The organism is Pseudomonas sp. MS19 (genome assembly GCF_013277615.1).
GTDB classification, from domain to species: domain Bacteria; phylum Pseudomonadota; class Gammaproteobacteria; order Pseudomonadales; family Pseudomonadaceae; genus Aquipseudomonas; species Aquipseudomonas marincola.
Window position 1 is genome coordinate 131795 of the sequence record NZ_VBTO01000004.1, and the last position, 21862, is coordinate 153656.

Here is a 21862-nt window from a genome sequence, read left to right on the forward strand (position 1 = left end):
CAGGGGCCGCGCTGCGTAGTAAATGTAATGCTTTCACGGCATTATGCGCGCATTAATTCAGTAGTATTTTCGCGCCCCGGGGTCGCCGGTTCGCCCCGAAAATGCGGGTGTGCTGAGCTGTATTTTGGCCTGCGCGCGGGTCGGTTCAACGTTAAGGAAGTGGCTATGAAATGGGTGGATAACACCAGGCAGCAAATGCACAAAGGCGCAAACTCGATCGGTAATCTGCTGGTCGAAGGGTTCCACTACATTGGGCTGTTTGCCATCGGCGGCGTCACGGCGTGGGCGTCGATCATTGCCTTTATGGAGATGCTCGAAAAAGGCCACGCCAGTGTCGATGGCGTGCTGCTGCTGTTTATCTACCTGGAACTGGGGGCGATGGTCGGGATTTACTTCAAGACCAATCACTTGCCAATCCGCTTTCTGCTGTACGTGGCGATCACCGCGCTGACGCGTTATCTGATTGGTGATGTATCGCATCACAAGGCGCCGGACGTGGGTTTGGTTTATGCCTGCGGTGGCATATTCCTGCTGGCCTTGTCAGTGCTTGCTGTGCGCTATGCGTCTTACCGCTACCCGTCAAGCAAGCCGATCGACGCCACTGGTGATGTGGTCAAGGATAAAGCCGAGAGCCATTAATCATCGGCTGTTTAGCAGCACTCAGTTGCCGAGTGCTGCCAGCGGCCAACAGCGCTTATTTGTCGAGTGGGGCGAACAATGCCGCCAGATCCTCTTCGCTGATCTGCCACTGCTCCAGGCTGCCGCCTTCAAGTACGCCACGGGCCAGATTGGCCTTGGTGTGCTGCAACAACTGGATTTTCTCTTCGACGGTGCCGCGGCTGATCATCTTGTAGACGAACACCGGCTTTTCTTGGCCGATCCGGTAGGCGCGGTCGCTGGCTTGTGCTTCGGCTGCCGGATTCCACCACGGATCGAAGTGGATAACGGTATCGGCGGCCGTCAGGTTGAGGCCAACGCCACCGGCCTTGAGGCTGATCAGAAACACCGAGAACTCACCAGCCTGAAAGTCATGCACCGGCGAGCGCCGGTCTTGGGTGGCGCCGGTCAGTTTGCCGTAGCTGATGCCGCGCTCTTTCAGCTCAGAGGCGATCAGGTCGAGCATTGAGGTGAATTGCGAGAACAGCAGCACGCGGCGACCTTCCTGCGTCAGCTCCTCAAGCATGTTCAGCAATGACGTCAGTTTGCCTGAGTCCGAGGCTTTCAACGTGCTGGACTCATCGCCCAGCAAACGCAGATCGCAACAGGCCTGACGCAAGCGCAGCAGCGCTTCGAGAATGACTATCTGGCTGCGCGCCAGACCCAGTCGGGCGATCTCGTCGCGGACCTTTTTATCCATCACCAGACGCAGGGTTTCGTAGCGATCGCGCTGAGTCGGCGTCAGGTCGACCCATTGGGTGATTTCGGTTTTTGCGGGCAACTCGGTGGCGACTTGTTCTTTCTTGCGGCGCAGCACGAACGGTTTGATGCGTCCATGTAAATGCGCCAAACGCTGGCTGTTGGCGTTCTTTTCAATCGGCGTGCGGTAGTCGTGATTGAAGCTTTTGCTGTCGCCCAGCCAGCCTGGCATCAGAAAGTTGAACAGCGACCAAAGCTCGCCAAGGTGATTTTCCAGCGGCGTGCCGGTCAGGCACAGACGGCGTGCGGTTTTCAGTTGGGAGGCGGCTTGAGCGGCTTTGCTGCGCGGGTTCTTGATGTTCTGCGCTTCATCCAGAATCACCAGATGATAACTGTGTGCTCCGAGCATTTTGAGGTCGCGCGGGAGCAGGGCATAGGTGCTCAGAATAATGTCGTACTCGCCGATGTGCTTGAACTGATTGCGCCGCTTGATGCCATGCAAGGCCAGCACTTTCAGTTGCGGAGTGAAGCGTTCGGCTTCGTCCTGCCAGTTGGGAATCAGGCTGGTCGGCATGATGATCAGCGCGGGCTGCTGCAAACGCCCGGCCTGCTTTTCACAGAGGATATGCGCTAGCGTCTGCACGGTCTTGCCCAGACCCATGTCATCGGCCAGTACGCCGCCTACCTCTAATTCGGCAAGCGCCTGCATCCAGGCCAAGCCATGCACTTGATAGGGCCGTAGTTGCGCCTGCAAGCCTTCGGGCGGGCTTACGGTTTTGTCGCTGTAGGCCTGCAAGCGCTGGGCAAAGCCGCGCAGTTGCTCGCCGCCTTGCCAGTGAATTGCCGGGCCTTGTTCGAGTGCAATCAGGCGCGCCGCGTCGGCTCGCGGCAGGCGCAAGGATTGGCTGGTTTCGCCCGGTTCGCGAAAGAACAATTCGCCGAGCGTCGCCAGCAGAGGCTTTAGCCGTGAAAAGGGCAGCGCCACGCGTTGCTTGTTCTGGGGCAGGGTCACCAGCAGCATTTCGTCGTCGCGGCGCAGGGCCAGTGCTTCGCCATTGAGCAAGTTGGGATTCTTGCGAATTGCCTGCAACAGAATTGGCAGCAAGCTGATGCGCTGGCCTTCAACCTCGATGCCCAACTCCAGATCGAACCAGTCATGTTCGGGTGCCTGCTCGATGTCGGCGTACCAATCTTCAATCTCGCTGAGGTTGAAGTAGAAGTCGTCGTCCATTTCGATCAGCCAGCCGGCCTCGCGCAGTTCGGGCAGATGCTGTTTGGTGAATGTCAGCCAGGCGCCTTCATTGCCCAGCTCGAAGTGTTCGCCGGGATGGTCGCCCAGCGCTTCGCTCTGGCGCAGCGATATTTTCAAACCGCAGTCGAGCAGGTGTTGGCGCATTGCGGCTTCCGCTTGCGGGTTGCGGATTATGCGCAGCGGGATTTCACCAGGGCGTTTTACGATCAGGTCTTTAGGGGCTTTGCCGAAGGCCAGATGGCCCTGATAGTCGAATGCCAGCGCAGCACGGTGCTGGGTCTGTTCCTGCATACGGGCCTTGCGCGCATCGAAGTGCACGCGCACGTGGCTGCCAAGCGACAGCACCGCGCGAGGGGAGACGCCTTCAAGGCGCTCCTCCAACAGTCCGGCAGTATCCAGGGACGGCGCATTCTGGCTCATCGTGCTGTTAACCCTAGTCAGCATTCACTGTCGACATGCCAACACTTAAACAAGAGGAAAGCAGACGATTTTGACACAGCTGGGAAGGCTTGCGGCGATCAGCAGACGAAATCGCTGCAATCGGTGCCGATGCCTGTTGTTTGCAGGTAATTAACGCGCCAGCGAGTTGCCGGCGACGCTTTGGCGGTATTGGCTCGGCGTGGCATTGAATGCCTGACGAAAGCGATTGCTGAAATGACTGGCACTGGAAAAACCACACGCGAGGGCTATTTCAGCAAACTCCAGAGCGCTGCTGCGCAGCAGGAATTGCGCATGTTGCAGGCGTTGGTTGAGCACATAACGATGCGGCGGTAAACCAAAGCTCAAGTTGAACATGCGCGCAAAGTGGTACTCGGAAAGCGCGCATAATCCCGCCAGATGGCCCAGTGTCAGCGGTTGATCCAGATTGGCCTGGATATAGTCGCGCAGACGCTTGCGGTGCGCAGGTGCCAGACCGCCGCGAAATTGCAGGCCTTCACGGCGGCCGACTTGTGACAGCAATGCATGGCTGAGCATGCTGTGGGCGAGGCTGCTGGTGAGCAATCGCTCGGCTGGCTCATCCCAGTTGAGTTGGGTCAGTTGGCGAAAGCGTTCGGCCTGATCCGGATCATCGACAAAGGTGGATTCACGCAATTGCAGCTCGCGCGGTTCGCGGTCGAGCGTGCGCACGGCAGCAAGGGCGAATTGCTCCTGGCTGATGTACAGGTGCGCCAGTTGAATCTCGCCGTTGATTACCCAGGACGATTGGTGCTCGGCGGGCATCACGCAAAGCTTGCCCGGCGCGCCTTTTTGGTCCGGCCGCTCGGCGCGGAAAGTGCCAGTGCCACCGGCCAGATAGCACGACAGCGTGTGATGGCTCGGCGCGAGATAGCTGCGGGTGTCGTGATGGTTACTCCAGATCGCAGCCGACAGCCCGTCACCCAGTTCTGCAGTGTGATGCAGGCGGGCATTGGGTGAGCTGTTCATGCTCTGAAATACGTGGAGTTGTTCTATGGGTGGCATACGCTTTCCTGGGAGGCGGCCCGAAACGGCGGCGGCAATGACGTGCTGGCCGCTTATTCGGGGTGCCCAATCGCCACTATGCTACGCCGCCAATGCGCGCCTGCCAGCCCCCAGCGGCTAAAAAGCGCAAGATTGTGCTAGTTGCAAGGCCCGATGATCTGCTCACAAGTGCGCAAGTTTGTGCAAGCGCAGCCACCGCTCTCAGCGCAGAATTGGCGCATTGAATGGGAGCTGGGTAATGAATATTTCGCTGTACCTGATGACTGTGCTGATTTGGGGCACAACCTGGATCGCCCTGAAGCTGCAACTTGGCGTGGTGGCTATCCCTGCCTCCATCGCCTATCGCTTCGGCCTGGCTGCCGCCGTGTTGTTTGCGATTTTGCTGTTAAGCCGCCGCCTGCAAAAAATGCATGGCCGCGCCCATCTGGTGTGCGCTGCACAGGGTTTGTGCTTGTTCTGCATCAATTTCATGTGTTTCTACACCGCCAGCCAATGGATTCCCAGTGGGCTGGTGTCAGTGATTTTCTCCACCGCCACGCTGTGGAATGCGCTGAATGCGCGGGTGTTCTTCAAGCAGAAGATTGCCAGTAACGTGCTGCTCGGAGGTGCGCTGGGTTTGAGCGGGTTGGCGTTGCTGTTCTGGCCCGAACTATCCGGCCACGAAGCCAGCCGCGAAACACTGCTGGGGATTGGCCTGGCTGTGATTGGCACGCTGTGTTTTTCGGCGGGCAACATGCTCTCGAGTTTGCAGCAGAAAGCTGGCTTGCGACCGATGACCACCAATGCGTGGGGCATGTTCTACGGCGCGCTGTTTTTAGTGGCCATTTGCGTGGTGAGCGGTACGCCGTTCGCTTTCGAGTGGAACACCCGCTATATCGGCACACTGCTGTATCTGGCGATTCCCGGTTCGGTGATCGGCTTTACCGCCTACCTGACATTGGTCGGGCGCATGGGCCCTGAACGCGCCGCGTATTGCACGGTGCTGTTCCCCGTGGTCGCGTTGAATATTTCGGTGTTCGTCGAGGGCTATCAATGGACAGTGCCGGCGCTATGCGGGCTGGTGCTGGTCATGCTCGGTAATATTCTGGTGTTCCGCAAACCGCGAGCAGCGCCTGCCTTGCAAGCCGCTGGCGGACAGCAGTAGGGCGCCTAATCAGTTGGGCGATCAGCGAATTGATCGCCCAAGTCGATGGTTATTTAGCCGGTGTGGTCTTCTTGCGGCGAAACAGGCGTGACCAGTGCGGCGAGATGCAGATAATCAGCGCAATTGGGTAAATCAGGTAATGCGCGACAAACAGCACCTGACCGCCAAGGCCCGGTGACTCCTTGAGCATCATCATGGCGAACAGGCCGATATACAGGCCGCCTAAAATCCCCGCGTAGCACAGCACCAAACGCAGGCGCTCTTTCCAGTTCATCGGCCGGCGATGCATCCAGCGAAACGCGATGAGCAGCAGTAAACCGGTCAGGAACGCCGCCACCAGAGTGGCCGGAAAACCGCCGAGCTTGAGCAACAGGCGCGCCATCAGGTTGAAGCCGAATGCCGCGATCACACCGCCCACGGCGTAGTGGATCATCGAGGGTACGCGCTCGATAGAAGTCTTCATGATAATTGCCTATTGAGACCGAAGCGTTTCTTCAAAGCATGCTCCAGCAGGTTCTTGGGTAATAGCGCGGCCAGCAGCGGCAGAGCCCGGCTGCCATTGCCGAGGCGCAGCAGGCGTGGCGGATTGGGGCGTTGGCTGGCAGCCAGAATATCCCGGGCTACGTCTGTGGCCGGTGTCGGATTGTCTTGTGAGGCGTTAGCGCGGGCACGTATCCCCTCGCGCAGCGGCCACCACGGCGAGCCTTCGCTGATCAGTTGTTCAGCCTCGCGGCTGGCATTGGCGCCGAAGCTTGAAGCAATCGCCCCCGGCTGCACTTCCATGACGTTAACCGAGAAGGGCGCAAGCTCAAGGCGCAGGGCGTCGGACAGCGCGTGCACTGCCGCTTTCGAGGCGCAGTAGGTTCCTGCAAACGGGGTTACCAACACGCCAGAAACGCTGCCGATATTGATCACCAAGCCTTTGCTTTGGCGCAACAGCGGGAACAACGCGCGAGTGATTTCGATCAGCGAGAATACGTTGGTTTCAAATTGCCGGCGCATGGCCTCAGCGCCGCCATCGAGCAGCGGGCCCATGGCGCCGTAGCCGGCGTTGTTGATCAATACATCGAGGCCGCCCGCCTGCGTTTCGAGGCGCGCCGCTAATTGGGCGATGGCGCTGGCGTCATTTACATCCAGTTCGACGGCGTTGAATCCGGCTGCGCTGAGAGCCTCCAGATCCGCCGCTTTGCGAGCCGTTGCCCAGACGCTATAGCCGGCGTTGCCATAGGCATCCGCCAAAGCACGACCAATACCACTGGAACATCCGGTTATCAGGGCTACTGGCTGGGTCATGCGGCATCCTTATCATTGTTATGGCAGGTGTTGAATATGCCAGTTCAGCTTCCCTGTGCCCAGCGTACCGTTTGCAAATGGCTGGATAAACCCTGATTGCCTGCTTGTTCGAAGATGTTTGCGGCCTTACTGCACGAAACTGCCTTGAACACGTTGCGCCCTGAACTCGAGGCTGCTGGGCCGATACCCACTGCGCAAGCTCGGCAGTGGCATGCAGTGTTGCCAGCTGGCCCCCGGCTGCAAGTCGCCTGGCCCGCTGTAGCGCGGCGCTTCGTACAGGCCCTGAGCCAGATCGACGCTGTCGCCTGGGCGATAAGCCGCCACCTGCCATTGCAGTTCGGTGAGCACGGCGCTGCTTGAGTTTGTCAGGTCTATAGCCAGCGGGCGATCGGCAGGGCAGCGCTGAGGATCGTAGTTGAGGCGTAATTCGAGATTGGCCAGGTGGCGGTTTTCGCGGCTTTCTTGCCACACCACAACGCCGGCAACGATGCCCAGGCCGATCAGGGCGATCAACGTAATGGGCAACGCTTTGCTGGGGTAGCGGATCAGCAGGATTAACCAGCTGAGCACCAGAATCGAGCCGTAAAGCATGGTCTTTCGCCTTGTGAGAGAGCGTGTATTTATCCTACTACACAAGGCGTGAGACTAACGGCGCTTTTGCGGCGCCGTAACATTGTCTGACGTTTACTCGGGCGCCTGATCGCGCAGGAACACCAAGTTGTCCGGCGTGGAGCGCTCTGACGAATAAGCGTAGCCCTGATAATTGAAATCCTTGAGGCCTTGCGGGTCGCGCAGACGCTCTTTGATTACGTAGCGCGCCATCAGGCCACGGGCTTTCTTGGCGTAGAAGCTGATGATCTTGTACTGATCATTTTTCAAGTCGCGGAATTCGGTATTGATGATGCGGGCATTCAGCGCCTTACGCTTCACCGCGCCGAAGTACTCATTGGAAGCCAGGTTCAGCAACACGTCATCGCCTTGCTCGGCCAGCGCCTGATTCAACCAGCCGCTGATGCGCTCGCCCCAGAATGCGTAGAGATCCTTGCCGCGCGGATTGGCCAGTTTGGTGCCCATTTCCAGGCGATAGGGCTGCATCAAGTCGAGCGGACGCAGCACTCCATACAGGCCGGAAAGCATACGCAGGTGCTGTTGTGCGAAGTCGAAATCGGCTTCGGCAAAATCTTCGGCATTGAGGCCGGTGTAAACATCACCCTTGAACGCGAGCAGGGCTTGCTTGGCGTTTTCAGTAGTGAAATTTGGCGTCCAGCTGCCAAAGCGTGCGGCATTGAGGCCGGCGAGCTTGTCGGAAAGGTGCATCAACTCGGCGATCTGCTGGGGCGAGAAGTCGCGCAGCTGGGTGATCAGGTCTTGAGCATGGTCGAGGTGCTCTGGCAGGGTAAAACGCTCGGTTACCGAAGGCGTCTCGTAATCGAGGGTTTTAGCCGGGGAAATCACCAACAACATAAAATCTGCTCCTAATCTGTCTTGGCCGCGATTTTAGGCCGAGTCGGGGGTTGGGCTCCACCTATAACGCCGATGGTTTAATCTTATCGGTCTCGAAGCACCGACTTTTCGCGGCTTCAACCATCGAAGCGAGCAGCTATGAACGACTGTGATCACGCGCGCTGGGAACCCGACCATAACTACCGCCCGCTGGAAACCCATGCAGAGCAACAGGCGTGGCGTGTTGCTGCGCTTACAGGCATCACCATGCTGGTGGAGATTGTCGCGGGTTACCTGTTCAACTCCATGGCGCTGCTGGCCGACGGATGGCACATGGCGTCGCACATGGTGGCGCTGGGCATGACGGCGCTGGCTTATTTTCTGGCGCGCAAATACGCCCACGACCCGCGCTTCGCCTTCGGCACGTTCAAGGTTGAGGTACTCGCGGGGTTTGCCAGTGCGGTGTTGCTGGTTGTAGTGGTGGCCATGCTGGCATTTGAGTCACTGTTGCGGCTCTGGCACCCGCAGCAGATTGCCTTCGACATGGCCTTGCTGGTGGCGGTGATTGGCCTTTTGGTGAACCTGCTGTCGGCCTGGATGCTGCGCGATCAGGACCATGCGCACGGCCACGGCCATGCTCATCACGATCACGATCACGATCACGATCACGATCACGGCGAGCGTGGGCGTGACCTCAATCGGCATGCCGCATTTATTCACGTGCTGGCCGATGCACTGACCTCCATCGCGGCGATTGCGGCACTGGCTGGCGGCTTGTTGTTTGGCTGGAACTGGCTCGATCCGCTGATGGGCGTTATCGGCTCGGTGATCATCGCCATCTGGGCCAAGGGGCTGCTGATCGAAACCGCCAAAGTGCTGCTCGATCGTGAGATGGACAGCCCTGTTGTGGCGCGAATTCGCACCATTGTGGCGCAGCAACCGGACACCCAGATCAGCGATTTGCACCTTTGGCGGGTCGGCCGTGCGCAATACGCCTGCATCATCAGTGTGGTTACCCATGGCGAGGCTTCAGCCGACGACTACAAGGCTCAGTTGGCGGGGATCAGGGAGTTGGTGCACGTGACGTTGGAGGTCAACCGCTGTGAAGCGTGACGGGAGAAGATCGGCGAAATTGAGAAGCTGTGAACTGGCGCAACGAACAGCGTAAAAATGATGATTTTTGAGCTGTTTTTGCAGAGGGTGGACTATCGACTTTACCCATGCTTTAACGTATCGCCAAGCGCTATTCGTCGAGTCGACAAATAAACTTAAAAAAAGTGAAATGTCGTTTAACTGTCATGTTTTTTGGAGTATCAAGAAAGTGACGCCGAACCCTGCAGACAGGTGGCGACTTTTGGCCCTCACCTTGCTTGCAGTCTTCTCAGCCGCCCCCTGAGAAGTTTGGCGGCCCTGTGCAACGCAGCGCAAACCCAGCGCCGTTGCTTGGCTTCTACCAGAAGGTGAACGAGTATGGATGACCACGGACGCATCAAGCCCACCGCTCCAACCCTCTACGCTCTCGACACCAATGTGCTGATTCACGACCCCAACGCGCTGCTCAATTTTGAAGAGCACCACGTTGCAATTCCCATGACTGTTCTGGAGGAGTTGGACAAGCTTAAAACTGGCAAGCAGGGTGTGGCGGCCGAGTGCCGTCAGGCGATTCGTTTGATCGACAAAATTCTCGGTAGTGCTTCACCTGAACAGATAGAACACGGCGTTCCGATCGAACGCGAAAAGAGTGGCGCCTGCGGTTTCCTGTCGATTCTCATGAGCAAGAGCGCGACGCCGGTTACCTGGCTGCCGGAAGACCTAAACGACAACAAAATCATCAACCAACTGGTCGAGCTGAAAACGCGTCGGCCCGGCTTCAATGTGGTGCTGGTCACCAAAGACATCAACATGCGCCTCAAGGCTCGCGGCTGCGGCCTTGAATCCGAGGACTATCACACCGACCAACTGGTTGATGACATCTCGCTGCTACCCAAGGGTTATCACAGCGTTGAAGGCTCGTTCTGGGATGGCGTGAGCAAGGTTGAGACGCGTCAGGATCATGGTCGCACCTGGCACCGTGTGCAACTCACCGACAGTTTGCCGTTTGTGCATATCAATGAGTTCATTGTTGATGAGCAAGGCTTCGTCGGCTGGATCAAGGGTGTCGAAGACGGCGAGATGCTGATTCTCGACCTGCATCAGGAACCGCTGATGCATCAGGAAGCATGGGGCCTGCGCCCGCGTGATATTCATCAGGCGCTGGCGCTTTACGCACTGCTTGATCCGGATATTCATCTGGTCAACCTGACCGGTGCAGCCGGTTCCGGTAAAACCATCCTGGCGCTGGCGGCGGCAATTGAGCAGACCATGGTCAGCAAGCGTTACCGGCGCATTATCGCCACCCGTAGCGTGCAGGGGCTGGATCAGGAAATCGGCTTCCTGCCCGGCACCGAGGCCGAAAAAATGGAGCCTTGGCTGGGCGCCATCACCGACAACCTCGAAGCCCTGCACATGGACGATGAGAACACCCACGGCAGCGTCGACTACATCCTGCAAAAAGTCCCGCTGCAGTTCAAATCACTCAACTATATTCGCGGGCGCAGCTTCCAGCAAAGCCTGATCCTGATCGACGAATGCCAGAACCTCACCCCGCACCAGATGAAAACCATCATCACCCGTGCCGGTGCAGGTTCCAAGGTGATCTGCCTGGGTAACCTGGCGCAGATTGATACCCCTTATCTGTCCGCCCCGAGTTCGGGCCTGACTTACCTCACGGAGCGCTTCAAAGACTTCTCCCACGGCGTGCACATCACCTTGCAAGGCGTGCCGCGTTCGCTGTTGGCGGAATACGCCGAAGGCAATATGTAACGCTGCACCCCGCTGTTTCATCTGCATTAACCATCAGCCCGACGCAATGTCGGGCTGTTTGCGTGCAGAGGAGGATGCTTAAACCTGACTCGCGGGTTTACAATCGGGCTACACCCGTATGGAGCAAGACCGTGCTAACCCATCTCGACTCCCAAGGCCGCGCCAACATGGTTGATGTCAGCGACAAGTCGCAAACCGTGCGCGAAGCCGTTGCCGAAGCGCGTGTGCGTATGCGCCCGCAAACCCTGCAGATGATCGTTGAAGGCGATCATCCCAAAGGTGATGTATTCGCTGTCGCCCGGATTGCGGGTATTCAGGCGGCCAAGAAAACCTCTGATCTGATTCCGCTGTGCCACCCGTTGATGCTCACCAGCGTAAAGGTGGAGCTGACGGCGGAAGGCGCCGACACCGTGCGCATTCAGGCGCGCTGCAAGCTCACTGGGCAGACCGGCGTCGAGATGGAAGCACTGACCGCAGCCAGCGTTGCCGCGCTGACCATCTACGACATGTGCAAGGCAGTTGATCGTGGCATGACCATCGAGAATGTGCGGTTGCTGGAGAAACTTGGCGGCAAGAGCGGCCATTTCAAGGCAGACGAAGAAGGAGCTTCGGCATGATTCGGGTGCAGTATTTTGCTCGCTACCGTGAGGCCCTCGGTTTGGATGGTGAGCAGTTGCGTGACAGCGGCGAGTTCACCACGGTTGATCAATTGCGTCTGTTCTTGCTGGCCCGTGGCGGCGTTTGGGACGTGCTTGGCGAGCAGAATCTGATGTGCGCACGCAATCAGGAATTGTGCAGCCTGGACGAGCCACTGGAGGAGGGCGACGAAGTTGCGTTCTTCCCGACCGTAACCGGAGGTTAAGCATGGCGATTCGAGTTCAGCAGGCGACATTTGATCCGGGCGTGGAACTCAATGCCCTGCACGCCAGCAACGTCGGCATCGGTGGGGTGGTGAGCTTTGTTGGTTACGTGCGTGACTTCAATGAAGGCCGTGAAGTGGTGGGGATGTTCCTTGAACATTTCCCCGGCATGACTGAAAAGTCGCTGGGCAAAATAGCCGATGAAGCCAGTCAGCGCTGGCCGCTGATCAACATCGAAATTATCCACCGCATTGGTCGTCTGGAACCGGGCGAGCCCATTGTGTTTGTCGGCACCACCAGCGCCCACCGTCAGGCCGCTTTTGATGCCTGCGCGTTCATCATGGATTACCTGAAAACCCGCGCGCCGTTCTGGAAGAAAGAAGACACCAGCGAAGGCCCGCGCTGGGTCGAAGGCCGTTGCAGCGACCAGGATGCCGCTGAGCGCTGGAAGCAAAGCTGAACGCCGAATCGCCTGAGCGCTGAGCCTGCGCTCTACTGCAACCCTGTAAGTGCCTGTGTGATGCCGCGCGATTCATAAAGTCAGCGCGGCGGCTCTAACCATTAGCTCTTTCCTGCAAACTGCTCCTGGCGCTCAAACCTGATTCAGGTCAGGCCGGCAAAGTGCTCAAGCAGCGGCGTTGCGCCAGCTATCACCAGTTGATCGCCCTGATTGACCACGGTTTCAGGCACGGCGTAGACGAAATCACTGCGCGGGCGCTTGATGCCGATGACCGTCACGTCGTACTTGGCGCGAATGTCGGACTCGGCCAGCGTCTTGCCAATCGTCTCCGGCGGCGCGCCAGTGGTGGCCAAGGCAAAACCATCGTCGAACTCGATGAACTCGAACATCTTGCCAGTCACCAAATGCGCCACGCGTGAGCCCATGGCCGCCTCCGGGTAGACCACATGATCGGCGCCAGTACGCTCGAGAATGTGGCCGTGGCGATTGCTCATGGCCTTGGCCCAGATGTCTTTGACGCCAAGCTCATGCAACGCCAGAACCGTCAGCACGCTGGCTTCAAGATCGCTGCCAATCCCGACAACCACATGCTGGAAGTCACCCAGCCCGAGTTGGCGCAGAGCGTCGATATTGGTGCTGTCGGTTTGCACCACATGCGTCAGCCGGTCGGACCAACGCTGCACGTGCTCTTCATCCTGATCGATACCCAGCACATCATGGCCGAGGGCAATCAGGGATTCAGCCACGGCGGAACCAAAACGGCCGAGGCCGATGACGGCAAAGCTGTCGCTGTGTTTGGTCGAGAACAGTTTATCCAACAAGGGGACGTTCCTCCGGGTAGCGGTAAGGTGTGGTGCTTGAGCGCAACGCCAGCGCTGCCGCCACGGTGATGGTGCCAACGCGGCCGATGAACATCAGCACGATAATCACCAACTGGCCAGAGGGCGGCAAGTCTGGGGTGATGCCGGTGGTCATGCCGACCGTGGCGAAGGCCGAAATGGTTTCAAACAACACGTCCTGCAATTGGAAAGACGTGACGCTGAGCAAAATGATCGTCGCAACTGACACCACTGCGGCGCTCAGCAGCACAATCGCCAGCGCCTGACGCTGGGTTTCATAAGCAATGCGGCGATTGAATGCAGTGGTGTCGGCGTTGCCGCGAATCTCGGCCCAGACCACGAACAGCAGCAAGAAGAAGGTGGTGACCTTGATCCCGCCCGCCGTGCCTGCGCTGCCGCCGCCGATGAACATCAGCACATAATTGACCACCAGCGTCACGGCGTGCATTTCGCCAATGTCCAGAGTGTTGAAGCCTGCGGTGCGCGCGGTTGCCGAGTGAAAGAACGCGCCGAGAAATTTGTCCCACCAACTCAGCGGGCCGAGAGTGTTCGGGTTGCTCCATTCATAGGCCAGAATCGCCACGGTGCCGCCGATCAAAAGAATAGCGGTGCCGATCAGGGTGATGCGCGTATGGATCGACCATGTTTTGGTCTGGCTGCCCTGACGGAATATTTCCAGCAATACCGGAAAACCCAGGCCGCCAATCAGCAGCGAGGAGGTAATGCTCAGCACCACAACGGGGCTGGACTCGAAGCGCATGAGGCTGTCTGAGTAGGTCGAGAAACCTGCGTTGTTGAACGCCGAAACGGAGTGGAAAACCCCGTTCCACAGCGCGGTAAGCCAGGGTTCGTTGTAGCTGAAGTGCAGGTCTATGGTGAGTATCACGGCGACCACCAACTCGACGCTGACGGTGACGATCAGGATCATCTTCAGCACATCGACCACATCGCCAAGACCGAGTGAGCGGATTTCACTTTGCGCGATCAGGCGTTGGCTGAGTTGCATGCGGTTGCTCACCAGCATGCCCAGCAATGTAGCGCCGGTCATGATGCCCAAGCCGCCAATCTGGAACAGAATCAGGATCACGGCCTGACCAAAGCCAGACCAGTACACAGCTGTATCCACCACGCTCAGCCCGGTCACGCACACCGCTGAAACGGCAGTGAACAAGGCCGTGAGCAGCGGCACGCTGAGGTTGTCGGTATGCGAGACCGGCAGCATCAATACCAGTGTGCCCAGCGCGATTGCGGCGAGAAAAGTCAGCGGTACCAGCCGTGTCGGGTGCTGCAGTGTATTGCGCCGCAAAGTCTTCAATCCTTTAAAAATGTGGCCTGAACGGCTCAGCATCACCAAGCCTGGCCCGCAACAATGTGGCAATCCTGCGCATCAATATAGCCTATGTATCCAGGGCATCGGCAGGGCAATTTCGGTCTGTGTAGGCGATTAACTGCGGTTGATCTGCATCAAGGGTCAAGTGCCAGGATCGGATTAAACTGAATTTCAATGACCCTTTCAGGTATTGGCACATGGCCAAGTCTTTCCCCTTGCATCCCAAGCATCCTGAACGCATCTGCTGGGGATGTGACCGCTATTGCTCAAGTCAGTCACTCGATTGTGGCAACGGCTCTGATCGCACCATGCACCCGGCGGAGATGCTCGGGGATGACTGGTATGAGCATGGCGACTGGGGCATCTCAGTATCGGAGCCGCCCACGCCTGCCGTGCGCAAGATAGTCGTGGTCGAATTGCCAGCCGTTTAGCCGGTATGACGCTCATGCAATGAAAAACGCCCGATGCTTGGCTGCATCGGGCGTTTTTGTTTTTAGCGGTTAGGGCGATTCAGCCTGCCGCGATAAAGATGATGATTGGCCCGCACACGGCCAGCAGCACGTTGGAAATGGCGTAACACACGGTGAAACCGATTACCGGCGTATTGCTGCCGGACGCGTCGATGATCTTGTTCATCGACGCCGCTTCGGTTTGCGCGCCAGCCAGTGCGCCAAACAGAATCATAGGATGCAGGCGCAATATGTAACGGCCGAAGTACAGGGCCACAATCGGCGGAACCAGCGTTACCACAACACCGGACAACAACAGCGAAACGCCATGTTCCTGCATAGCGGTAATGGCTTGCGGGCCAGCCAGCAGACCAACTACAGCGCCGAAAGCAGTGAGGCCGAACTCAGAGAAGGCCCACTGCGCAGCGGGCGGTAGCGCGCCGATTTCAGGGTGGCGTGAGTTATACCAGCCAATAGCCAATGCTGTGACCAGCACGCCGCCGCCGACGCCCAGCTCGACCGGAATCATACCGACGTGCGCAGACAGCATGCCCAGCAGCGAGCCGATCACCATGCCCAGTGCGTGCACGGCGATGTCACTCTTGTAATTGCTCTCGCGGATGCGCCCCAAGCGTTTGGCCAGCGCCTCTACGCTGCTGGTGCGGCCGGTAATCGAGATCACATCACCGCGACGAATCTGCGTGTTGGGCAGTTGTGGCAGGGGATAACCCTGACGCGTGATGTCATTTAGAAAGCAGCCCAGACGATCCGCCGCCGTCAGCTTCGAGCGAATTTCATGCAGGGTTTTACCGGCGAATTCGGCGGAGGTCAGAATGATATCGACCGAGCGTGTCGGGAACGACATCGACTCTTCATGATCGACCTCGGGTCCGACCCATTCGGTGAGCGAACTCACCGCTTCACGCAGGCTGTAAACGCCGACAATATCGCCGCCTTTGAGCACGAAGCGGCTGTCACGTTCGATGATCTTGCCATCGCGAACCACCCGCTCGACGCTGAGCGCAGTGTGCAGTTTTTCGATATCTGCAATGCTCTTGCCGTCCGCATTGCCGCCTGCCAACACCTGATGCGCACGCACCACAATGCGCGTGTAGGGAATGGTGATGGCGTCTTCATCCTTGGCGATGCCCAGCTCCAGTTCCAGTTCGCGAGCAGAGGCCTTGAGGTCTACCCCGAGTAGTTTGGGCGCCACACTGCCGACAAACACAATCAGGCCGATGGTGCCGAACAGGTAGGTAATCGCGTAGGCAACGGCCATGTGGCTGTTGAGTTTGGCCACCTCGGCCGGATCAAGCCCGAGCTGGTTAATCGCGCTGCTCGCCGTACCCATGATCGCTGTGTCCGTCAGGGCGCCAGCGCCCAGACCTGCGGTAAAGCCTGCATCGAATTTGTACACGTAGAACATCAGCAAAATCATCGCCAATGCGGTTGCGCAGAGCACTACCGAGAGAATCACCAGCTTCAGGGTGCCGCTGTTCAAGCTGCCAAAGAATTCCGGGCCGCTCTTAAAACCCACGGCGTAGATGAACATCACGAAAAACACTGACTTCAGGACATGCGGAACTTCGAGGCCTATCTGGCCCACCAGCAAACCCACCAGCAGGGCGCCGGCGACCGAGCCGAGGTGGAAGCTGCCGATATGAATCCGGCCCAACAACACCCCCAGAGCAATCGTCAGGAAAACCGCCGTCTCGGGAGCAGAACGCAATGCGTTGAGGAGAAAGTCGAGCATTCAATAAGTCTCACAGGAAAGGAATCGATGCAGTTACGTTCCCCAAGCATAGATGCGCTTGGTTGCAGCGGCAGGGCAATTTATAGCTTTATTGCGTAACGGAGAGGTTGCCAGTGTTTATTGCTTAGCGCCTGAGCATCCTTGGCGAATAGCAATGGCAAGCTGGGTATTGAGGGTTCGCAGGCATCTTTAACCCGCCAATTTTGTATATTCGCTGGGCCTAGTTTCCGCTGTGCGCAATTAACAGGCATAAAAAAGGCGAAACCTTGAGGTTTCGCCTTGGTTGTTACTGCGCAATCAGTGCTTGCGCGGTACCGGCTTGAGCAGTTCTTCAGGCGGCATTTCGCAGGCGATTTTGCGGCCCAGCAACTCCTCGATTGGCGGCAGGGCGTAGGCGTCGTCCTCACCAGCAAAGCTGATCGAAGTACCATTGGTTCCTGCGCGGCCCGTACGGCCAATGCGGTGTACGTAGTCGTCCGGATCTTCCGGCAGGGTGAAGTTGATCACGTGGCTGATGGCATCGACGTGGATACCGCGACCGGCTACGTCGGTTGCAACCAGTACGCGAATTCTGCCTTCGCGAAAGCCTTCGAGAACCTTGATGCGTTTGTGCTGCGGCACGTCGCCGGACATTTGCGCGGCGCTGATGCCGTCGCGGGTCAGGCGTTCCTCGATACGGCGTACTTCGTCTTTGCGGTTGGCAAAGACCATCACGCGAATCCAGTCGTTCTGGGCGATCAGGTTGTACAGCAGCTTGTACTTGTCGCTGCCGGCGACGGCGTAAACGTGTTGCTCCACGGTGTCGCTGGCGACGTTTTCCGGCTCGATTTCAACGATGGCCGGGTTGGTCGTCCATTGTTTGGCGAGGTTCATTACGTCGTCGGTGAACGTCGCAGAGAACAACAGTGTCTGGCGCTCGGACTTCATCGGGGTCTGGCGGATAATCTGGCGGACCTGCGGAATGAAGCCCATGTCGAGCATGCGGTCGGCTTCATCGAGCACCATCACCTCAACCATGTCGAGGTGCACTTCGCCGCGCTGGTTGAAGTCGAGCAAGCGGCCTGGGGTCGCGACCAGAATGTCGCAGAAACGCGATTCCAGCAGCTTCAGTTGTTTGTCGAAGTCCATACCGCCCACAAAACTCATGACATTGAGGTTGGCGTATTTGGTCAGGTCGGCGGCATCCTTGGCGATCTGCACCACCAGCTCACGCGTCGGCGCGATGATCAGTGCGCGTGGCTCACCCATGTAGCGGTCTTTCGGCGGCGGCGTTTGCAGCAACTGGGTGATGATCGAAATCAGGAAGGCGGCGGTTTTACCGGTACCGGTTTGCGCGCGACCGATTGCATCCTGCCCATTGAGGGTAAAACCCAGCACTTCAGCCTGAATCGGTGTGCAATACGGGAAGCCAAGGTCATGGATCGCGTGCATCAGCTCGGGAGCAAGTTTGAAGTCATGAAAGCGGGTCTTGCCTTCGGCAGGCTCGACCACGAAGTCTTCAAGCTTCCAGTTATCAACCGGCTTGGGTGCGCGCTGGCGGCGAGGTTTTGCGGATTTGGCTGGGTCTTTGCGTGCAGCAGTTTTGGCCTGGGCAGCAGGTGCAGGCGCATTGGCAGCAGCAGAGGATGAGTCGAACGTGCTGCGCTGGGATTTTTCTTCAGTCTGGGGCGCTACAGATTGTGCAGGCTGACTGGCTGGGCTGTTGGACTGGCCCTCGGCTTTGCCGAACATCTTTTTAAGTGCTTTGAGCACGGTCATCTCGTCAATTGGTTAAGTAATGAACCGTACCAGTGTAAAGCAAGAAGCTTGCGCGGCGAAGTGTTCCAGCTTGCAAGTTTGCTTTTCGGGTGTTATGCGCTGGCTTAGCGGGTGCCGTCGGGCGATAAACCGGCGCTCTTCATGGCCTGCAGAGGCTGCGGTTTCAGGCACTGATGCAATTACGGCCCGCTTGTTTGGCGCGGTAGAGCGCACTGTCCGCCCGCGCCAGCATGCTTTGCACTGTGTCGTCCGCAGCGCCGAGCGTCATCCCGATTGAGACTGTAATGCCAGGCAGCATGCCAACCGGCGAGTAAAAGGCTGGAATTCGTTCAAGGCTTTCGCGCAAGCGCTCACCAATCACGCTGGCATCCTGCAGTTCCAACTCGGGAAGCAGGATCACAAATTCTTCGCCGCCATAACGCACGAGGCAATCACGCGTGCGTAATTGGTTGCGCAACGTATGTGAGAGCAAACACAGGGCATAGTCGCCGGCCAGATGACCGTGCTGATCGTTGTATTCCTTGAAATAGTCGACATCCAGCATCAGCAAACTAAGCGGTTTTTTGTCGAAGGCGCAGCGGGTGATTTCGCGCTGGAAATTGCGGTTTAGCCAGCGTCGGTTAAAGGCGCCCGTGAGGCTGTCGATATTGGCGTGCAGTTCACTGTCGACAAGGCGGCGGTTGCCATCGCGCAGGCGTTTGGCGAGTTGCTGGAGCAGGTTCTGCATCAGCGCCGGCGATTGTTGGCAAAGTATCAGCACCGCGTCTCGATGCAGGCGCAGCACGCGGCTGGTTTTTTTACTGACCACATAAGCGCTCGGGCAGGCGCTATCAATAAAGCTGACCTCGCCCGCACAGTCGCCGACATTCAGCGTGCACACCGGCAGGTTGTCCACCGAGTCGATATGCACATCAAGCTTGCCCTCCAGCACCACGTATAAATAGGGATTGCTCTTGGCGGGCGACAGCAATACTTCACCTTTGTTGAGGTCGTAGGCGTGAAACTCATCCAACACTGCCGAAAGGCTGTGGCTGGCGATACTGCTGAACAACTGCAACTGCTGGAGGGTTTGCAGGCTTGCCTGCCAGTTCGCCGTTTTCATGGTTTCAAATACGATTGGGTGGGATCGCCAGCATCGACCTGTAACCTCGACCGCCAGATGTTTGCCTTGAATGGCTTTGAGCAATGCTAGCCGAGCGAATTGATCTGACAACCACGGCAAACCTGCGGCTCGCTGAGCGGTATTTGGGCGAATGTGCGCTGCTTCACAGGTCATCGCAGAGCAATTAACGCCAGCGTCGAAAGTGGCGGGGGAGAAAGCGTCTAGCGCGGTGGTGGGGGAATTTTCAACGCACTCCGGGTGGTAAGAGCGCGTTGAAATCCTTTAGTGGCTATTTGGTATCACTTTTACGACGAGCGGTTACTTAAGCACTCAATTGGTTGCTCAACCAACGGCCGATATCGGCTATCTCCGCCGGGATCACTTCGTGGCTCATCGGGTATTCCTGCCAGGTCGCTTGCACCCCGCGCTCGGTCAGCCAGTCGTAAGCTGCGCGGCCCATGGCGGGCAGCACGACGTCGTCCTGTGCGCCATGCAGGCAGCAGGTGGCGAGGTTTTTCTTGTCCGGCGTAATGTTCAGATCGCCTGCCAGTGTTGGGCCGTATGTGGACAACGCCAACACGCCACCCAAGGGGCCGGCCCAGCGTAAAAATGCGGTGTGCAGTACCACTGCGCCGCCCTGGGAAAAGCCCGCCAGAAAGATCCGCGCCGGATTGATTCCGCTGTCACGCTGGGCCTCAATCAGGCCGATGAGCATCTGTGCAGACGCTTCGAGTTGCTCGTGATTGATCGCCCGCGAAGGGCTCATTGCCAGAATGTCGTACCAACTGGGCATGGCCCAACCGCCATTCACGGTCACCGCCTGAGTCGGCGCTTGCGGCAAGACAAACCGGGTGCTGGGCAGTTGGCCTTGCAGTGCTTCAGCAACGGGCAAGAAGTCGTACTTGTCTGCCCCCAAACCGTGCAGCCAAATAACGCAGGCGTCAGCGTCGTTGGCTGGGTGAAGTATCAATGGGTCGTGCATATGTGGCTCCAATTTGGTGCGGTGGTGCTTTAATGGTGCATATTGTTTTGCGAGGCATGTCAAATCTATAAAAAATATGTCGCACGCATGCAAGTATTACGCTTGACCTACCCGTATTGTGCAACAGGCACAGCGCTGGTACGGGCCTTGCTATAACTATCTGGACTGGTAACGCATCCCGGTAGTGCCAAGGCTGTAATGCTACTGGGATCGGAACAGACGGGAAGCTGATTGATGGGGTTTCCAACGGTTCGCCGAGCACAAGCGATAAATCGTTTGATGTTGGGCAAAAGGCTATCCGTCTCTCGTCCATTCGACCAATGGACGGAGCTTGAAGTTTTGGCTGATGAGGGCATCGGCAACTAAACTCAGGCTGAGGTCCGACTCCCGGTTGATCACGTTGCTGCCTGCGTGATTTTCCTGCCCCATAAGGGTACGGTGATAGGGCCGAGACTCCAAACACAACAAAAGCAACTGGAGGTTTTAATGAAGATGGTGAAATCCACCCTGGCAATTCTGACAACTGCAGCCGTTTTGGGCGTAAGCAGCTTCGCACATGCGGGCGCTACCCTTGATGCAGTACAGAAGAAAGGCTTCGTTCAGTGCGGTATCAGCGACGGGTTGCCTGGCTTCTCCTACGCCGATGCCAAGGGTAACTACCTGGGCCTGGACGTTGATGTGTGCCGTGCTGTGGCAGCCGCTGTATTTGGCGATGCCAGCAAAGTTAAGTACAGCCCATTGACCGCCAAAGAGCGCTTCACCGCGCTGCAGTCTGGCGAAGTTGACATGCTTTCGCGTAACACCACCTGGACCAGCTCGCGTGATTCGGGTCTGGGCCTGAACTTCGCCGGCGTTAACTACTACGACGGTCAGGGTTTCCTGGTTAACAAGAAACTCGGTGTTTCCAGCGCCAAAGAACTCGACGGTGCAACCGTTTGTATTCAGGCGGGTACAACCACTGAGCTGAACCTTTCGGACTACTTCCGTGCCAATGGCCTGAAGTACACCCCAATCACTTACGATACTTCTGATGAAAGCGCCAAGTCGGTTGAAGCCGGCCGCTGCGACGTTCTGACCTCCGACCAATCGCAACTCTACGCACAGCGCATCAAGCTGGCCGCTCCTGAAGAGTACGTAGTTCTGCCTGAAGTCATCTCCAAGGAGCCTCTGGGCCCTGTAGTTCGTCAAGGTGACGAGGAGTGGTTTGACATCGTACGTTGGTCGCTGTTCGCCATGGTCAACGCTGAAGAGCTGGGCATCACTTCGAAGAACGTCGAAGAAATGGCCAAGTCGACCAAGAACCCTGACATCGCTCGCTTGCTGGGCGCTGAAGGTGAGTTCGGTAAAGACCTCAAGTTGCCTAAAGACTGGGCGGTTAAAATCGTCAAGCAAGTGGGTAACTACGGTGAAAGCTTTGAGCGTAACGTCGGTTCAGGCAGCGAGCTGAAAATCGAACGTGGCCTCAATGCCCTTTGGAACAAAGGTGGTCTCCAATACGCACCGCCGGTGCGCTGATCA

General features: G+C 57.7%; 20 protein-coding genes and 1 pseudogene. 9 read left to right on the plus strand and 12 right to left on the minus strand.

All coding sequences use genetic code 11. The features are described 5' to 3' along the window. Nucleotides 1-165: 165 nt before the first annotated feature. Nucleotides 166-639: a phosphate-starvation-inducible PsiE family protein gene (locus tag FEZ62_RS01815; RefSeq protein WP_069901123.1), complete on the plus strand. Its 474-nt coding sequence runs from the start codon at nt 166-168 to the stop codon at nt 637-639. Between the two features lie 55 nt (nt 640-694). Here the strand turns inward: FEZ62_RS01815 and FEZ62_RS01820 are convergent. Then, nucleotides 695-2920: pseudogene (locus FEZ62_RS01820) on the minus strand (DEAD/DEAH box helicase); the annotation flags it as partial. A 258-nt stretch (nt 2921-3178) separates the two neighbouring features. Beyond that, complete coding sequence (locus FEZ62_RS01825) at nt 3179-4069, minus strand: helix-turn-helix domain-containing protein (RefSeq protein ID WP_172926628.1); 891 nt, start codon at nt 4067-4069, stop codon at nt 3179-3181. A 238-nt stretch (nt 4070-4307) separates the two neighbouring features. Between FEZ62_RS01825 and FEZ62_RS01830 the strand changes: the two genes are divergently transcribed. After that, nucleotides 4308-5213: a DMT family transporter gene (locus FEZ62_RS01830; RefSeq protein WP_172926629.1), complete on the plus strand. Its 906-nt coding sequence runs from the start codon at nt 4308-4310 to the stop codon at nt 5211-5213. Nucleotides 5214-5262: 49 nt separating this feature from the next. Here the strand turns inward: FEZ62_RS01830 and FEZ62_RS01835 are convergent, their stop codons facing one another. The 4 genes from FEZ62_RS01835 to yaaA form a co-directional block, all read right to left on the minus strand. Continuing rightward, nucleotides 5263-5676 (minus strand): hypothetical protein, encoded by a 414-nt coding sequence (locus tag FEZ62_RS01835; protein ID WP_069901129.1) that lies wholly within the window; start codon nt 5674-5676, stop codon nt 5263-5265. Then, nucleotides 5673-6506 (minus strand): SDR family oxidoreductase, encoded by an 834-nt coding sequence (locus FEZ62_RS01840; protein WP_172926630.1) that lies wholly within the window; start codon nt 6504-6506, stop codon nt 5673-5675. Before FEZ62_RS01840 ends, FEZ62_RS01835 begins: the two co-directional genes overlap by 4 nt. A 126-nt stretch (nt 6507-6632) precedes the next feature. Next, nucleotides 6633-7097, minus strand: a complete 465-nt coding sequence (locus tag FEZ62_RS01845; protein ID WP_172926631.1) for a multidrug transporter — start codon at nt 7095-7097, stop codon at nt 6633-6635. A gap of 93 nt (nt 7098-7190) precedes the next feature. Continuing rightward, the gene (gene yaaA / locus FEZ62_RS01850; RefSeq protein ID WP_172926632.1) at nt 7191-7970 is read right to left on the minus strand and encodes a peroxide stress protein YaaA; all 780 of its coding nucleotides are present in this window, start codon (nt 7968-7970) and stop codon (nt 7191-7193) included. Nucleotides 7971-8108: 138 nt separating this feature from the next. Here yaaA and dmeF point away from each other — a divergent pair, with 138 nt between their 5' ends. The 5 genes from dmeF to moaE all read left to right on the plus strand — a co-directional run bounded on the left by dmeF (nt 8109) and on the right by moaE (nt 12131). After that, nucleotides 8109-9062, plus strand: coding sequence for a CDF family Co(II)/Ni(II) efflux transporter DmeF (gene dmeF, locus FEZ62_RS01855; RefSeq protein WP_172926633.1), 954 nt, complete (start codon nt 8109-8111; stop codon nt 9060-9062). A 357-nt stretch (nt 9063-9419) separates the two neighbouring features. Beyond that, nucleotides 9420-10811, plus strand: a complete 1392-nt coding sequence (locus FEZ62_RS01860; RefSeq protein ID WP_069901139.1) for a PhoH family protein — start codon at nt 9420-9422, stop codon at nt 10809-10811. A 131-nt stretch (nt 10812-10942) separates the two neighbouring features. Then, entirely contained in the window at nt 10943-11428 is a 486-nt protein-coding gene (gene moaC / locus FEZ62_RS01865) for a cyclic pyranopterin monophosphate synthase MoaC (protein ID WP_090514109.1), read from the plus strand. Continuing rightward, a complete protein-coding gene (locus FEZ62_RS01870; RefSeq protein WP_069901143.1) occupies nt 11425-11673 on the plus strand; it encodes a MoaD/ThiS family protein in 249 nt (82 codons plus the stop codon). The genes moaC and FEZ62_RS01870 overlap by 4 nt, the downstream gene beginning before the upstream one ends. Nucleotides 11674-11675: 2 nt before the next feature. Beyond that, nucleotides 11676-12131 (plus strand): molybdopterin synthase catalytic subunit MoaE, encoded by a 456-nt coding sequence (gene moaE / locus FEZ62_RS01875; RefSeq protein WP_172926634.1) that lies wholly within the window; start codon nt 11676-11678, stop codon nt 12129-12131. A 143-nt stretch (nt 12132-12274) separates the two neighbouring features. Here moaE and FEZ62_RS01880 read toward each other — a convergent pair whose 3' ends face one another. Both FEZ62_RS01880 and FEZ62_RS01885 read right to left on the minus strand, forming a co-directional pair. Continuing rightward, on the minus strand, nt 12275-12952 hold the full coding sequence (locus FEZ62_RS01880; protein ID WP_069901146.1) for a TrkA family potassium uptake protein: 678 nt from the start codon (nt 12950-12952) through the stop codon (nt 12275-12277). After that, nucleotides 12942-14276 carry a TrkH family potassium uptake protein gene (locus FEZ62_RS01885; protein ID WP_090514220.1) on the minus strand — a complete coding sequence of 445 codons (1335 nt, stop codon included), beginning with the start codon at nt 14274-14276 and terminating at the stop codon, nt 12942-12944. Before FEZ62_RS01885 ends, FEZ62_RS01880 begins: the two co-directional genes overlap by 11 nt. A 221-nt stretch (nt 14277-14497) precedes the next feature. Between FEZ62_RS01885 and FEZ62_RS01890 the strand changes: the two genes are divergently transcribed. Next, nucleotides 14498-14731, plus strand: a complete 234-nt coding sequence (locus FEZ62_RS01890) for a DUF3079 domain-containing protein (protein ID WP_172926635.1) — start codon at nt 14498-14500, stop codon at nt 14729-14731. Between the two features lie 79 nt (nt 14732-14810). Here FEZ62_RS01890 and aspT read toward each other — a convergent pair whose 3' ends face one another. The 4 genes from aspT to FEZ62_RS01910 all read right to left on the minus strand — a co-directional run bounded on the left by aspT (nt 14811) and on the right by FEZ62_RS01910 (nt 20344). Then, on the minus strand, nt 14811-16502 hold the full coding sequence (gene aspT, locus FEZ62_RS01895) for an aspartate-alanine antiporter (protein ID WP_069901148.1): 1692 nt from the start codon (nt 16500-16502) through the stop codon (nt 14811-14813). Between the two features lie 297 nt (nt 16503-16799). Beyond that, complete coding sequence (rhlB, locus tag FEZ62_RS01900) at nt 16800-18254, minus strand: ATP-dependent RNA helicase RhlB (protein WP_069901281.1); 1455 nt, start codon at nt 18252-18254, stop codon at nt 16800-16802. 169 nt (nt 18255-18423) lie between these two features. Further along, a complete protein-coding gene (locus FEZ62_RS01905) occupies nt 18424-19362 on the minus strand; it encodes a GGDEF domain-containing protein (RefSeq protein WP_172926636.1) in 939 nt (312 codons plus the stop codon). 322 nt (nt 19363-19684) lie between these two features. Beyond that, a complete protein-coding gene (locus tag FEZ62_RS01910; protein ID WP_172926637.1) occupies nt 19685-20344 on the minus strand; it encodes an alpha/beta fold hydrolase in 660 nt (219 codons plus the stop codon). Nucleotides 20345-20830: 486 nt separating this feature from the next. Here FEZ62_RS01910 and FEZ62_RS01915 point away from each other — a divergent pair, with 486 nt between their 5' ends. Continuing rightward, a complete protein-coding gene (locus FEZ62_RS01915; protein WP_069901153.1) occupies nt 20831-21859 on the plus strand; it encodes an amino acid ABC transporter substrate-binding protein in 1029 nt (342 codons plus the stop codon). The last annotated feature ends 3 nt before the right edge of the window (nt 21860-21862 follow it).